The organism is Mucilaginibacter sp. A5337 (assembly GCF_059690695.1).
In genome coordinates, this window is the sequence record NZ_JCAWEC010000005.1 from 1 (window position 1) to 14710 (window position 14710).

Annotated in this window: 18 protein-coding genes; 11 read left to right on the forward strand and 7 right to left on the reverse strand. The window is 40.9% G+C overall.

Annotated features, from left to right (window positions below):
- Positions 1 to 378: 378 nt before the first annotated feature.
- Positions 379 to 1299 carry a ChbG/HpnK family deacetylase gene (locus tag AC59JO_RS17230; protein WP_497306749.1) on the forward strand — a complete coding sequence of 307 codons (921 nt, stop codon included), beginning with the start codon at positions 379 to 381 and terminating at the stop codon, positions 1297 to 1299.
- A gap of 5 nt (positions 1300 to 1304) precedes the next feature.
- Here AC59JO_RS17230 and AC59JO_RS17235 read toward each other — a convergent pair whose 3' ends face one another.
- Positions 1305 to 1514, reverse strand: a complete 210-nt coding sequence (locus tag AC59JO_RS17235) for a hypothetical protein (RefSeq protein ID WP_413667144.1) — start codon at positions 1512 to 1514, stop codon at positions 1305 to 1307.
- A 168-nt stretch (positions 1515 to 1682) separates the two neighbouring features.
- Here AC59JO_RS17235 and AC59JO_RS17240 point away from each other — a divergent pair, with 168 nt between their 5' ends.
- Together AC59JO_RS17240 and AC59JO_RS17245 are read left to right on the forward strand one after the other, a co-directional pair.
- On the forward strand, positions 1683 to 2690 hold the full coding sequence (locus AC59JO_RS17240; protein ID WP_497306751.1) for an ABC transporter ATP-binding protein: 1008 nt from the start codon (positions 1683 to 1685) through the stop codon (positions 2688 to 2690).
- Between the two features lie 48 nt (positions 2691 to 2738).
- A complete protein-coding gene (locus AC59JO_RS17245) occupies positions 2739 to 2933 on the forward strand; it encodes a DUF2683 family protein (RefSeq protein WP_497306753.1) in 195 nt (64 codons plus the stop codon).
- Positions 2934 to 2950: 17 nt separating this feature from the next.
- Here the strand turns inward: AC59JO_RS17245 and AC59JO_RS17250 are convergent, their stop codons facing one another.
- Entirely contained in the window at positions 2951 to 3907 is a 957-nt protein-coding gene (locus tag AC59JO_RS17250; protein WP_413667147.1) for an EamA family transporter, read from the reverse strand.
- A gap of 7 nt (positions 3908 to 3914) precedes the next feature.
- Positions 3915 to 4394 (reverse strand): Lrp/AsnC family transcriptional regulator, encoded by a 480-nt coding sequence (locus AC59JO_RS17255; RefSeq protein WP_112573694.1) that lies wholly within the window; start codon positions 4392 to 4394, stop codon positions 3915 to 3917.
- A gap of 237 nt (positions 4395 to 4631) precedes the next feature.
- Here AC59JO_RS17255 and AC59JO_RS17260 point away from each other — a divergent pair, with 237 nt between their 5' ends.
- The 3 genes from AC59JO_RS17260 (at position 4632) to AC59JO_RS17270 (ending at position 5939) form a co-directional block, all read left to right on the forward strand.
- Positions 4632 to 5207: an RNA polymerase sigma factor gene (locus AC59JO_RS17260; RefSeq protein ID WP_223818252.1), complete on the forward strand. Its 576-nt coding sequence runs from the start codon at positions 4632 to 4634 to the stop codon at positions 5205 to 5207.
- Positions 5208 to 5227: 20 nt separating this feature from the next.
- Positions 5228 to 5629 (forward strand): hypothetical protein, encoded by a 402-nt coding sequence (locus tag AC59JO_RS17265; protein WP_497306756.1) that lies wholly within the window; start codon positions 5228 to 5230, stop codon positions 5627 to 5629.
- 94 nt (positions 5630 to 5723) lie between these two features.
- The gene (locus tag AC59JO_RS17270) at positions 5724 to 5939 is read left to right on the forward strand and encodes a hypothetical protein (protein ID WP_497306758.1); all 216 of its coding nucleotides are present in this window, start codon (positions 5724 to 5726) and stop codon (positions 5937 to 5939) included.
- A gap of 45 nt (positions 5940 to 5984) precedes the next feature.
- Here AC59JO_RS17270 and AC59JO_RS17275 read toward each other — a convergent pair whose 3' ends face one another.
- Positions 5985 to 6473, reverse strand: a complete 489-nt coding sequence (locus AC59JO_RS17275) for a VOC family protein (RefSeq protein ID WP_497306760.1) — start codon at positions 6471 to 6473, stop codon at positions 5985 to 5987.
- Positions 6474 to 7040: 567 nt separating this feature from the next.
- On the opposite strand from AC59JO_RS17275, the gene AC59JO_RS17280 reads away from it, so the two are divergent.
- Both AC59JO_RS17280 and AC59JO_RS17285 read left to right on the forward strand, forming a co-directional pair.
- A complete protein-coding gene (locus tag AC59JO_RS17280; RefSeq protein ID WP_497306762.1) occupies positions 7041 to 7712 on the forward strand; it encodes a Pr6Pr family membrane protein in 672 nt (223 codons plus the stop codon).
- Between the two features lie 136 nt (positions 7713 to 7848).
- On the forward strand, positions 7849 to 7995 hold the full coding sequence (locus AC59JO_RS17285) for a hypothetical protein (protein WP_413667151.1): 147 nt from the start codon (positions 7849 to 7851) through the stop codon (positions 7993 to 7995).
- A gap of 84 nt (positions 7996 to 8079) precedes the next feature.
- Here AC59JO_RS17285 and AC59JO_RS17290 read toward each other — a convergent pair whose 3' ends face one another.
- From AC59JO_RS17290 to AC59JO_RS17300, 3 genes are all read right to left on the reverse strand, one after another.
- On the reverse strand, positions 8080 to 8280 hold the full coding sequence (locus AC59JO_RS17290; RefSeq protein ID WP_413667152.1) for a hypothetical protein: 201 nt from the start codon (positions 8278 to 8280) through the stop codon (positions 8080 to 8082).
- 110 nt (positions 8281 to 8390) lie between these two features.
- Positions 8391 to 9251 carry a glycoside hydrolase family 16 protein gene (locus AC59JO_RS17295; protein ID WP_497306765.1) on the reverse strand — a complete coding sequence of 287 codons (861 nt, stop codon included), beginning with the start codon at positions 9249 to 9251 and terminating at the stop codon, positions 8391 to 8393.
- 131 nt (positions 9252 to 9382) lie between these two features.
- Positions 9383 to 9619: a hypothetical protein gene (locus tag AC59JO_RS17300; RefSeq protein WP_413667154.1), complete on the reverse strand. Its 237-nt coding sequence runs from the start codon at positions 9617 to 9619 to the stop codon at positions 9383 to 9385.
- A gap of 292 nt (positions 9620 to 9911) precedes the next feature.
- Between AC59JO_RS17300 and AC59JO_RS17305 the strand changes: the two genes are divergently transcribed.
- From AC59JO_RS17305 to AC59JO_RS17315, 3 genes are all read left to right on the forward strand, one after another.
- Positions 9912 to 11177: a metallophosphoesterase gene (locus tag AC59JO_RS17305; protein ID WP_497306767.1), complete on the forward strand. Its 1266-nt coding sequence runs from the start codon at positions 9912 to 9914 to the stop codon at positions 11175 to 11177.
- A gap of 85 nt (positions 11178 to 11262) precedes the next feature.
- Positions 11263 to 11472, forward strand: a complete 210-nt coding sequence (locus tag AC59JO_RS17310; protein WP_497306769.1) for a hypothetical protein — start codon at positions 11263 to 11265, stop codon at positions 11470 to 11472.
- 349 nt (positions 11473 to 11821) lie between these two features.
- Positions 11822 to 14662, forward strand: a complete 2841-nt coding sequence (locus AC59JO_RS17315) for a hypothetical protein (protein ID WP_497306771.1) — start codon at positions 11822 to 11824, stop codon at positions 14660 to 14662.
- Positions 14663 to 14710: the final 48 nt, after the last annotated feature.

Below are 14710 nucleotides of genomic sequence, written 5' to 3' on the forward strand. Positions count from 1 at the left end.
TTTCACCTTTCACCTTTCACCTTTCACCTTTCACCTTTCACCTTTCACCTTTCACCTTTCACCTTTCACCTTTCACCAGTTTTTTATTATTATCTCAATATTTATAAGGAGGTCATTTTGCTGCTGATTGGGGCGCACACAGTACAATGCAGAGATGCTGTATGGCAAAAAATAAGGTATAGGATGTAGTACCGCCTTTGTTTAAAATACTAAATAAACGCACATGCTGTACAGGTTATGAGGGCACTATGTAACAATATGATGTAATGTTTAATTAAATTTTGCTATGAATGCTCATAATGAGATATTTAAGGCGTCGGGTTGTTCCTTTTTTTCTGTTTGCCTGACATTTAATGCTTTTTTCAATCCTGAAAAATTATGAAAAGGATACTCATATTAGCTTTTATTCTTATAGGTAGTGTTTTTATTAAAGAAGCATCGGCCCAGCAAACCGGGAATAAGCTTCCCCGTTTATTGATCAGGCTGGATGATATCGGTATGAACCACTCGGTAAATATGGCTTTGCTTAAGGCTGCACAAACCGGTATGCCGCTTTCGGCTTCGGTGCAGTTTGCATGTCCATGGTACCAGGAGGCAGTTGAAATATTGAAGCAGTATCCTAATGTTACGGTAGGGGTTCATCTTACACTTACATCCGAATGGAAAAATTACCGCTGGGGGCCGGTAACAGGTCGCACTGCTGTTCCAAGCCTGGTTGATTCAAACGGGTATTTTCCGCAATCAACGCGGGCGTTTGCTAAAAGCGGCTATAAACTTAACGAAATTGAAACCGAGTTGTCTGCTCAGATTGAAAGGGCACAGGCGTCGGGGTTAAAAATAACTTATATTGATCCGCATATGGGTATAGCGCTTTCAACACCCGAATTGCGCGCCCTTACCGAAAAACTGGCCCATAAATACAAACTGGCCATATCAACCTTAAGCAGTATAACTTATTTCGGCGAAACCTATAAAGAAATGTGGGGTGAACCCATCGCCACAAAAAAGGAAGCGTTTTTGGCTTATGTAAGCAATCTGAATCTCAACAAACCTAACATGATGGTGCTGCACACTGCAACCCCAAGCCCCGAAATGGATGTGCTGGTTGATATGAACAGCAATATGATGAATTCGAAAGAAGGTAAACCGCTTACCAGTTTGCACCGTCAAACGGAACTTAACGCCTTGTTGTCACCGGAATTTGCGGCCATGATCGGTAAAAAGTTTCAACTCATTAATTATCAGCAGTTACTTGCAGGTACAGATATTAGCATCCTTAAACCGGTGGATAACAAATAAGCCGGCTATTTTTTGGATGTAGCAACGATAATAATACCTCCTATAACCAGCAACCCACCAAGATAAGGTGGCCAGTTAACAGTTTTTTCCCTGGCGGCCGATACCTGTATTGGGCCGGCATCAATGATCTTTTCTTTTTTGGTGTAAGTAAAGCCAGTCCAGATGAGCATGGCGGCACCGACGATGATAAGCAGGATTCCTATAGTTTTGTTCATGGTTTTATGATTGGGTTATTTACATGAATAACTTTTGCAGCTATTTGTTTTCGTTTGTTGCTCCCGTTGGTATATAAAGTTTTTTAGCGTTCAACTTTTTTTTAGATTAGAAGCTTGAATCCCGAACTGTATGTCTTTCACTAACCCCCTGAAAATCAATTACCGTAGATGCAAGATGATTTGATATTGGAAACCATATCGGTTACCAAAAACTTTTTTGGAGATAAGTCTTCGGGGGTTAATAACGTTACTATTTTTATTCCGAAGGGAAAGGTAACTGCCATAGTTGGTGAAAGCGGTAGCGGGAAAACAACATTGCTAAATCTGCTGTACGGTACTTTGGAGCCCGATCATGGCGAAGTGTTTTTTAAGGAAGAACAGGTATTAAGCAGGCAAAGAGGATTACAACATGCCCATAAAGTTATGCGAATGGTAACGCAGCATGATAATGAGCTCGATCCGCGTATTTCCGTATGGGACACAATATACGAGGGGCTGCCTGTCGAAGATCAAAGCCAGGCGATACACCAGGTTACTGAAGCATTAAACCTTTTAAATATCTATCCGCTCAGGGAAATGCCTTTTGGCAAATTAAGCGGCGGAGAAAAGCAACGGGTAACAATTGCCAAGGCGCTGATCAGCCGTCCTGAAGTTTTACTGCTTGATGAACCTTTTAACCAGGTGGATGCTACCTACCGCGAAGGCTTACAGCACGATATCAGGTATATTGTAAGGGAGTGGGGAGTTACTGTTGTACTGGTATCGCATGACCCTGCCGAAATCCTTTCTATGGCCGATGAGTTGATAGTACTTAAAGAAGGTGAAATAGTGGAAAACGGCAGCCCCGAACAGTTATACCATTCGCCTAAATTAATGTACACAGCGCAAATATTGGCCAGTTGTACCCGGCTAACATCGGCCCAGGCAAAAGTTTGTGGCATAAAAAGTAAACGCAGCGTGGTTGTTGTTTACGCCGAAAATATTAAAATAAGTAGTTTAGGTAACAAGTGGCTGGTGAAAATGGTGCTGTTTAAAGGTTTTTTTGAGGAACTCATAGTTGAAAAAGATGACCTGACATTACGGGTGCTTAATTACGACAGGCACAAATACCCTGTTGGGAGTAAGGTAGGGATCAGCATCAGCAAATATTTTGAGTTTGGGAAGTGGGAGAGTTGAGATTAAAGATGTACTTATATCTAAAATGGACTTATATTTATAGGGACTATGGAAACCTTTATTGTTAAGCCCCAAACGGAAGAGCAGCTAATTGCTTTAAAGACTTTTTTAAAGTTAATGAAGATTGATTATAAAATAGAAGCAAACTATAGCAAGAGATTTGTTTCAAAAATACTTCAAGGGCGAGAAGATATCAAAACTGGTAAAGGCACATCCATAAATATGAAGAGTTTATGGATATGACCTCATCAAATTAGTCGTCACTTCGCCACTGCTAATTCTCCTGTTTTCGCTTTCCTGTATTTTGACAAATTGATCAGCAAAACACTGCTCAATATTACAACCAGCCCTAAAACCTGAATTAAATTCACGTGTTCACCCGCAAAAATTACCCCAAGCAAAACTGCAATTACCGGGTTAACATAGGCATAGGTGCCAACCTGTGTGGCCGGTCTCACCTGCAACAGCCAAACATATGCACTAAATGCAGCTATCGAACCAAATACGATAAGATATGCCAAAGCATACCAACTATGTAACGGTATAGTGCCCCAGTTAACTCTCTCCATCTCGTTATTTAAAAAGCTCGAAGGCAGGAAGAACATACCCGCTGCAAGCATTTGCCAGGCCGTATTTACCGACACCGAACCTTTGGTGTTATAATGTTTTGAATATAATGATCCCGAAGCCCAGCCCAGCGTACCGAATAAGAGCAATAACATTCCCGGTAACTTTGACGGCCCGGCTGATGATCCAAATACATCTGCGATCTGATCACGGAATAATAGAATTACACCTATAAAGCCGATGACAAGGCCTGCAATGGTGCTTTTGCTTTTAAAGTTGGTGCCCCAGTTTGGTTTATCAAGCAGTACAAACCATATTGGCGGCGAGGTTACCATGATTGCTACCATGGCGCTGGGCAAAGTTTGTTCGGCCCAGATCACGGCGCCGTTACCTATTACCAGTAGCAGGAACCCGCTTACCGCCGCATGTAATATGTTTTGTTTTACAAAAATCTTTTCACCCTTAATTGCACACCACACCATTAACAGTAAACCGGCCGTAAAAAAACGCAATGCACCTAATAATAGCGGGGGGAAACCTGCCACCGCCATTTTTATGAAAAAGTAGGTAGAGCCCCATACAATGTAAACGGTAGCAAATGCAATAACAACTAATAAAGGTGAAGCTGGTTTTGTAGTTGTGGGTGTCATGGTGTATTTATTTTTCGGGTATAACCAATTGTTGTTGTTCTTTTTTGGTTTCGAGCACTATCGTTGTACGGGTACTCAAAATATTGGGGATCTTGCTGAAATGGGTGCGCATTAAATTCATCAGCGATGCTGAATCGTACGTGCGTACTTTTATTAAATAGCAGTCGTCGCCGGCTATGTGGTGTACTTCCTGCACTTCGGGTATTTTAGCCAGTTCGCTTGATGTGGCATCGCTTCCAGGGCCGTCGGCGGCCTTCATAAAAATAAAAGCCAGCATTTTTTGCTGCAACGCTGCCGGGTTAATGCGGGTGGTATACTGTTGGATCACGTTTTTTTGCTCCAGTTTTTTTACACGCTCCAGTATGCCCGATGGCGCCATGCCAAGCTCACGGGCGAGGTCGGCATTGGAGATACGGGCATTTTCCTGCATTAATCTCAGAATCTGCAGGTCGGTTTTATCTAAAATAATTTCCGGTTCGTTAATCATACAGTAATGTTCGCTATTAATTGAATAAAATTCAAGTATTTTAAATTAAAATGAATTTAATTCGACAAAAGTGTATTTATGGTGTTTGAACATCATTTTATAAATTCAATAGTTTAGCCGGATAAGGGCCGTTTTAGCTGTTTGGAACGGCTTTTTAGTATCGGATAGAAATTTTTGAAAAAAAATTAAAATGTTTTTAAATCACAATCGTCTTTATCTTTAAAAAGGATAAAGAAATTGACAACAGCGATAATGCCCCAGGACAAAAACAGCCACATCATACAAACAATTGCTTCGTATGGTAAAAGCCTGTTGGGATTTATTCGCCGGAGGGTAAAAAACGATGCCGATGCCGAGGATATACTCCAGGATGTTTGGTACCAGTTTAGCGCTGTTATTAATTCTGAACCGATTGAACAAACCAGCGCCTGGCTATACCGGGTGGCCCGGAACAAAATAACTGACAAGCATAAAAAAAAGACGGAAACCCTGCTTGATGATATGCTGGCCGATGATGAGGATTATGACGATGAGGCACCGGACTTTAAAGCCATACTCCTTACCGAAGCTACCACTCCCGAAACCGAGTATTTGCGCAACCTTTTTTGGGAGCAGTTATTTTTTGCGCTGGATGAATTGCCCGAAGAACAAAAACAGGTATTTGTTTGGCATGAGCTTGAAGATATCCCCTTTGAGGAAATTGCCAAACGTACCGGGCTAAATACCAACACGCTGGTTTCAAGAAAACGTTATGCGGTATTACATTTACGCAAACGCCTTGCCCAGCTTTACCAGGAAATTACTGAATATTAAAAATTAAGACATTATATAACATGAAACCATTTTTTTATAAAAGGCGATTTTTCTTCATCCCACTTGGGGTGATCGCTTGCCTGGCTGTCATTAGCTTTGTTGTGATGCAGCTGTGGAATAATTTACTACCCGATATTTTACACGTAACAACCATTACTTACTGGCAGGCCGCAGGCATATTTATTTTATGCAAGATATTGTTTGGCTTTGGCAAAGGTGGGCCCAAAGGCGGCGGCGGAACGCCCTGGATGCGCGGACGCATGGCCGAGCGTTTTAAAAATATGAGCCCCGAAGACCGGGACAAATTCCGCGCGCAATGGGAAGACCGTATGTGCGGATGGAAAGGCCGGGGGCACGGCAGGTTTGGCCGTGACTGGGACGATTTTAACACCACGGTAAACGAGGAAAAGAAAGCTGAATAGATGGTATTAACAATCAGAATATCAGCTTTAAGCTTTGTGCATTCTGCTTTCAGCTCTAAATAAATTAATATTGATCTACCTTAAAATAACAAACATGGATGTATTGGTATTTGCAACAAGCGTACGGCAGAGACGGCAGGTGAGCCGCGTACAAAATTTATTAACCAAAATACCTGCCATAGCTCAATGGAACTTTGACCTTGAAGATTGCGATAATATTTTACGCGTAGAGGCAAGGGATATTTCACCTCGCTATATCGAATCGCTTTTGCAAAAGGCCGGCATCCACTGCCAGGAACTTGAATATTAAATAGTGTACAAGAATTTTAGTTTTTGATTGTTTGACGGCCCGGCTTTACTTTTTAGCCGGGCTGTTTATTTCAATCCAGTAGCCATCCGGATCCTGGAAATATAACTGCAATACGCCATCGGCACGGTATGTTGGCTCTTTACTATCGCCCTTCCAGTTTGAGTAGGGGATATTCATTTGCTCAAGTGTTTTGGCAAACTCTTTTACCGACGAAACGGTAAAACAAAAATGTACGCCTTTAACCTGTTTTTCGTTGCGTTCGGCCTGGATAACATGAAGTTTTACATTGTTACCGAGGCTGTACCATTGATGTACGGTATCGGCAAACGGATTATCTACCTTTTTGAGGTGTAATACTTTGGTATAAAATTCGGTGCTTTTTTTTAGGTTGCTGGTGGTGATTGCAATATGATCAATCACCGGCGAAATATCGGTACCTTTTTGTGCCCTGCAAACCACCGGTAAAAGTACAGTGATAATAAGCAGGGGGATAATCGTTTTAGCCGTTTTAATGAATATTGATACAGATTTCATATTTAGGATTGGTAATTTAAATGCCTAAAGATATAGGTTTAGCATTGTGGTTAAACTAATGCACAAATAAATTACACAAATACATCTAATGAAAACTGAATATCAATTTTTCCTCTTCGCCGTTAATACAGTTGGTGTTGTGTATGTTCCAGTCATTGATGTCAATAAGGCCCGGATGGGTTCTGTAATGACTGTCATCAACAGGGCACTTTACCACATATCCAATATCTTTAATCAGTACAATTATTGGTCGTGCACCGCAAATCTTGCAGCAGTTGCAATCAACCGATCCTGGTATATTTACATAACCCCTCATACTTCATCTGGCGTTTAATGAATTTTTAATTGCGATTAGTTATCAGGTCACTCAATTTTGTGGAGATACTTATCGTATTTTATCCCAAAATGTTATAAAAACACTAATTTAGAATAAAATCCTCCATAAATATAATACGTATGAAACTGAATTTATGTTACTACGTTTTGGTAGTTTATTATTTATTTAAGGGGTAATAATAATTTGTTCGCATTTTACAGGAGTGTTTATAATAAATTTAAGCGCTGCAAATGGCTATGGAACAATATAAACTACATATCAATAATACGGTTAAAGGACGCAAATGGTTGTATGCCTCTACGGTTATTATATGGTTTAGTTTAATGTTACAAATAAGCATAGCAATACCAAAATACCTGCAAACAGGGCGAAGCCTTGCCGGTACGCTGGTTCAACTATTTAGTTATTTTACAATCCTCACCAATTTACTTGCAGCCACATGCCTTACTGCCGTATTATTTAAAACTAATATGGGCATACGGAGGTATTTTTTGCAAAGTCATATTTTTAGTGCTATTGCCCTGTATATCACCATTGTTGGCTTGGTTTATAACCTGGTGCTCCGTAGTTTGTGGCATCCGGACGGATTATCTAAGCTTGCTGATGAATTGCTGCATTCCGTAAACCCTGTTTTATTTGTGCTTTACTGGCTCATGTACGTGCCAAAAGCCGATTTAAAATGGACACAAACTTTAGGCTGGCTTTGGTTTCCCTTTATTTATTCGGTGTATATATTTATCCGTGGCAGCATCAGCCATTTGTATCCTTACCCGTTTCTTGATATCGGCGCGTTGGGATTATCCCGCGTTGCTGTTAATTCATTACTGATGCTTGTGGCCTTCCTGTTCTTCGGCTTTTTGTTTGTTTGGATTAACCGGCTCATGAAAAAGCGCGATGATTAAAATATCTCCTCAGTTGTTACCCGACCAATAAATATCCACTGTAACATTCCCTTTACCACCAGTAATATCTTACTCTTATGGCATGATAACTGATTAAGCATAAGTATATCTATTTAAAACTTATAAATTATTTGCTATGAAAACCACTGTTTCACGCTCAATTGCGCTGTTAATATTAGCTGCAATGGGCTTTGCAAGCTGCTCTGCCGAGTACCGGGAACGGCACCGGCGCCGTCATGACGATAGGGTTCGTGTACACGAACGCGTAATTATACATAACTAACACAGGTAAATAAAAACAGGCCGCGCTTCATAAGCACGGCCTGTTTTTTATGGCGATTACAAACCGGGATCTTTTATCGAAAAATCAATCGTTCCAAAGGTGTTTATGGTGCAGATTGTTTTCCAGTTTGTTTTTAATAAAAAGATCGTCTTTATGCAAAATGCAGTCGCCGTGATTGAGGTCTTCTTCAGAAGTAACTTTAATGATACTGCCTGATATTTGTTCAACTATGCTTGATAGTGTGAGGATCTCTGTGTCGGGTATTTGAACGGTTAATATTGCCATGGGTAGATGATGTTATTTTTAATAATTCAAAAATATGGCAATAAAATTTAGCTTGTGTTTTATGAAAGTAAAATTTAAATAACCTTTATTTTACAAATGTGTCAACAATATTAATTCCTGGTTTTAGTTACCAGTACCCAGTCAACAATGGTTTTGGCTTCGCCTGCTTTAATTTTGTTAACTGTATTTTCTGATAAGCCATGATATGGCTTGGTAACCTTATTAACGCCACCGGGATACCCGCCGCCTAAAGCAAAATTAAGGATGATGAACTTTTTATTGTCAAGAGCCCAGCGCCCATATTTTTCAACCATTGCTTTTGTTACTGTATAGGTGATTTTGCCATCAACCTTAAAAATAAGACTCTCCGAAGACCAATCAACCGAGTATACGTGCCATTGGGTAACATCAATACCTGCCGGGAAAAATACGCGTTTTGCAAGCGGCGTATCGCCATAATAACCCGGGCCGTGCAAAGCGTGGCTTACCCAGCTTGAGTCGCCAACGGTTTCCATTACATCAATCTCACCGCAATCGGGCCATTTGCCGTTACCCAGCGCCCAAAATGCAGGCCATAAACCTGCACCTGAAGCCATCTTCATCCGGCAAGAAGCTGTGCCATAGGTAAATTCCATTTTAGCGCGGGTATTAATACGCCCCGAAATAAAATCATATTTACGCTGCTCTTTACTGGTAAAACCGGGCTGGTACAGAGCTTTTAACACCAGTGCGCCGTTCGTTGCCCCCTCTGCTTTGCCATCTGTCATGTAAATAGTAGCTGCCGAATCAACGTAGGCCTGCTGCTCGTCATTAACAGTATTACCGGTAATTTCAACATTCCATTTACTTCTGTTAAGAGTTGACTGGTTAAAATCTTCAAAGAAAACAGTATCTGTTTTTGGCTGCTTTTGCGCAAATACCTGTGATGCAGTTAAAAGAGTTGCTGATAACAGCAGATGTTTTAATTTCATTTTTGATGATATAGGATGATTATTTAAAAGTATATAAATTGGATGATGCTAATTTAAGCTTTACGGATTGAGATAGTAATTTTACAATAGTATATCAGTTTTGACATTACTATATTTGTTGAAATACTCATCTATCGGACAATGGGTAACAACATTACAAACTTATATTTCAGAACTAAAAAGACCTCATTAGTGATTTTGGCAGTAGCAGCAATCGTTTGCTCCAGACTGCTGTTCTTTTTTTTCAATGACCCTGAAGGCCCAAATCCTTTAATAGTTGCCGCCGCAGCGGTGGTTGTATATTTGTTATCCTGGACAGCATATATATTCGGCCCGTTGAAAATAAATGGATTTAAGAGACTTTTCATAGCAATTTGTATCCAAATACTATTGGTTATTAGTATCTATTTTTGTGTGAAGTAATCTGATATGTAACTGATCGAAAACCTGCAATTAATATAAGCTCGCAAAGGCGCTAAGAAAACCCTTTGCGACTTAGCGCCTTTGCGAGAGATTAATATGTATGACAATGACCTTTTATATCATTCCCACTTCACAGCCCAACGTGTTTAAAATTTTGACCCAAACGCTTATCGCCCTTTAGAATATTACGCTCCAATTACCTTTACTTTTTTAAATTGCAGTCTTATACATGTTTATATGCACAATAGTGGCTTTTTAAAGGTATTCGCAATTATCGCATTTATTAGTTTGTTATTTGATTGGTATATCCATTCCGGCTTAAAAACACTCACCACCGACTGGCAATCAAACCTATGGCGCAGTGTTGTTTTATGGGGGTATTTGGTAATATCCGTAGGCGTAACTGCTTTATTTTTGTTGGGATTTGGTGCTTTCAGTACCGCAAGTGGTATGCGCCCGTTTCACGAATGGATGCTGAGCCTGTTCCTCACATTTTTTGTCACCAAACTGGTTTTTATCATTGTGCTTTCCCTTGGTGATCTCGGGCGTTTCTTTGTCGGAATTTTTAATATGGCCGGCCGTTCGGGCAATGCAAGCGGACAGCCAGCCTTTCCCGGCAGGCGTAAGTTTATCAGTGAAATAGCTGTACTGGTAGCCGCGGTACCTTTTACATCGTTTTTTTATGCCATGTTTAAGGGTAAGTACGATTATAAGTTACATAAAACCACGCTTTATTTTGAGGATTTGCCGGATGCATTTGATGGCTTTACCATTACCCAGTTATCTGATATCCATTCGGGAAGTTTTGATAATACCGAAGCTATGCAACGCGGTATCAACCTGGCTAAAGCTCAAAAAAGCGACCTGTTTGTTTTTACCGGCGACCTGGTAAATAATGCAGCATCAGAAATTGAACCTTATATAGACAGGTTTGGACAGATCAAAGCCCCTTATGGGCAGTTTTCCATCTTAGGCAACCATGATTATGGCGATTATATCCACTGGGATAGCTTACAGGAAAAGGCAGCCAACCTGGATAAACTCAAACAGCATCATAAAGAATTGGGTTATCGTTTGTTGCTTGATGAAAATGTAACAATCGAAAAAGGAGGACAAAGCATCTCCCTTATCGGTATCCAAAACTGGGGTAAGGGATTTATACAGGTGGGAGATTTAAATAAAGCGCTTGAGGGTGTACCTAAAGATGCTTTCAAAGTACTGCTTTCGCATGATCCAACTCATTGGGAAGAGCAGGTGCGTTATAACCCTACTACCATTCATCTCACCTTATCCGGGCATACCCATGGTGCACAGTTTGGGGTAGAGATCCCAGGTTTTAGATGGAGCCCTGTAAAATACCGCTATGTTGACTGGGCTGGCCTGGCTAATGAAAAGAACCGTTACCTGTACGTGAACCGTGGTTTCGGCTTTCTTGCATTTTCGGGCAGACTGGGTATTTGGCCGGAAGTCACGGTGATTGAATTGAAGAAAAAGGTGGCATAAGCTAATAAAAAGCCAGTTTCTATACATCTATTTGATTGTGGCAAGGTTTTTATGCTTTTATTACAAAGCATCTAAAACTAAAATTATGGCAACTAACAATATGAAAAGGATAGGAAAGCGGGGAGCGCAGGTTGAGTATAGTAACGCCTGGGAAGTGATGAGGCCTTTTGTTCATTTCGGCATTAAAGCGGCAAGTGCTATCGCGCATACGCTTATCTACATTGTAAAACATGTACCTAAGCCCGGTTCGCTTAACCCGCCCGAAAAGAAAAGGGACAAGATCATTAAAATATAAAATTGCAAACCCGGCAGTAATTTCGGTTTTTTTATTGCGGTAAACGGTTTTACCGTTATTTGACGGAAAAAATACCGTGTTTTCACGGATTGCCGCAACGTTTTTTAATGCCGAAATTTAGACCGTTAGTTAAAATGGATTTACACAATTGCCATTATTTGATAACAGGCTGCAAATGTTGCCTTTCTATATTGAAACATATTTAAAGCCTAAACCTTACTTACTTTAACCTTATCGTTACACCCGCCTAACCGGCGGGTGTTTCTTGTTTTATACCAGTTTAAATTAAAAAGCGTTGTGTAGGCGGCATTGTTGTTTAAATAGCAATTTGTATTTACTTTCACCCTCAATGAATTATCTGTTTACCGGTTACAAAACACTTCAAAAATTAATACTTCCGGCGCTGTTATTTTCTGCTACTTTATCAAAAGCGCAAGTTTTTGGGGGCAACCCGCCGTCAATAAAGTGGAAACAGGTAAACACAGCACCTGCAAGGGTAATATTCCCGGTGGGCTTGGATTCGGCAGGACTAAGGGTAGCCAATATTGTGCAGCAAATGAATGGCGTTGTAAAGCCTACCATCGGCTTTAAACAAAAACAGATCAGTATTGTACTGCAAAACCAAACCACCGTTGCTAACGGTTATGTGGGGTTAGCGCCCTTCAGAAGTGAATTTTATTTAACCCCCGATCAAAATAGTTTTGAAATAGGCAGCCTTCCATGGCCGCAGCAATTGGCTATCCACGAGTTTAGGCATGTGCAGCAGTACAATAATTTTAATGTAGGGCTTTCGCGTTTTCTCCGTGTAATTTTTGGCGAGGGCGGGCAGGCGCTGGGCAACGATCTGGCCGTACCTAACTGGTTTTTTGAGGGGGATGCTGTATTTAACGAAACCCTGGTGAGCGAACAGGGCAGGGGCAGGCTACCATATTTTTTTACCGGTTATCGTGCGCTATGGGCGGCTGATAAAAACTACAGCTATATGAAACTTCGCAACGGCTCATACCGCGATTATGTGCCCGATCACTATCCGCTTGGTTACATGATGGTAGCCTACGGACGTGAAAAATATGGCAGCGAACTATGGAGAAATGTAACACATGATGCGGCGGCTTATCGCGGCGGGTTTTACCCCTTTCAGTGGGCCATTAAAAAATATACCGGCGAAAGTTTCAAAACATTTTCAAATAATGGGTTTAGCTATTTTAAACAGCAATTTGCCGAAGATAACACCCAATCGGTTACCGAACGAAAGAGACACTTTGACGCCAACCGGGAATACCCTGCGTTTGTGAACGATAGCACAATTATTTACGCTGAAAGTACCTATGATCATTTGCCTGCTTTCGTTATCAAAACCGGTAATAAGGAAGTAAAACTAAGTACCCGTTCCTATTCGCTGGATAGTTATTTTGATTATAACGATGGTAAAATAATTTACGCATCCTATCGGCCCGACTTACGCTGGGGCTACCGTAACTACAGCGAATTGATGTTGCTTGATACAAAAACAGGACAAGAGCACCGTATCACCTCAAAAGCAAAATACTTTTCGCCAGCTTTTAGTCCTGACGGCCAAAGCATAGTTGCGGTACAGGTTGATCCCTCCGGAATGAGTAAGCTGCACATCTTAGATACAACCGGGAAGGTACAAAAGGAAATTCCAAACCCCCAGGGGTTGTTTTATACCTATCCTAAGTTTTATGGTGACGGTAAATTGATTTCGGCTGCCCGTGATAAAGAAGGCAAAATGGGGATAGCTCTTACGGATATTGCCACCGGTAAAGCAGATTATTTAACACCCCTGAGCTTTCGCCCGATAGGTTTTATCGCCCTGAAAAAAGATACCCTATATTTCACTCAAACAAATGGTAAAAACGACCGCCTCTTTGTGATGATGCTTAGCAATAAAAGTGTTTTTGAATTGTTGCCAACCGGTAATTATACAGGGTTAGGCTATTATCAGCCGGCGGTAAGCGATAACAAACTGGTCTGGGTTGGTTTTACTGCTGATGGCTATCAGGTTAACCAGGCTAATAAAAAGGATTTGAAATGGATAGCGGCCGGAGTTGATTACGCACGTTACCTGCCCGATTTGGGTATCATGGCACTAAAAAAAGATTCGGCTGCCAATATAGTTGCCGAAATAACCAATAAACCTTTGCCGGTCACCAATTATTCAAAAGCGCATGGATTGTTTAACTTTCATAGTATCATCCCTAATATCAGCGACCCTAACTATTCGTTCGCTATTACCGGGGAGAATGTGTTGAATACTTTCCAATCCGAAATGTCTTTTGATTATAATACTAATGAAGGGTATAAGCAATTTGGTTTCGATGCCATTTATGGGGCTCTGTTCCCATATATTTCGGCCGGTGCTGATTATACGCTCGACAGACGGAGCTTTTACAAAGGACAATATGTTTACTGGAATGAAACCGCTGTTCATGGCGGTTTACGTGTACCATTGAATTTTACCGAAGGCAAACGTTTAACCAGCCTTACGTTAGGCAGTGATCTGTACTTTAACAGTATTAATTTTCAGCAAGCTTACAAAAGCAGTTTTGCAGATAGGTCTTACAGTTATCTGAACAACTACCTTAACTTCAGCAATCAAACGCAGCAGGCGCAAAAAAACATCTATCCCCGGTTTGCGCAAAGTATAGGCCTCAATTACAAATCAGCAGTTTCCGGCTCGGGAGCAACACAGTTTTTAGCCACAGGAAGCTTTTATTTCCCCGGTTTGTTTGTGAACCACAACTTTGTGATCAGCCTGGCGCATCAGCAAAAAGGAAAAGATAATGTGATCAGTTTCTCTAACGATTTTCCTTTCTCCAAGGGTTACACTGCCGAAAACTTGGATAACATGAACAAGGTTGGCTTAACCTATCATTTGCCAATAGCTTATCCCGATGCCGGCTTCGGTAACTTGTTTTATCTGTTACGACTACGCGGGGCATTGTTTTTTGATTACACCCATGCCAACGCATCCAACTTTTTTACCGATGGAAGCAGCTTTAAGCAAAATTTCAGGTCGGCAGGTGGCACGTTGTATTTCGATACTAAATTCTTTAATCAAAATAGTATCACATTCGGTATCAGGTATAGCAGGCTGCTGGATGAAGACTTTTTTGGCGGGACAGGCCGCAACAGAATAGAACTGGTTTTGCCGGTGACGTTCTTTTAACGGAATGTTACAAGATATCAGTCTTATGTCCTGATATCTTGTTTCTTG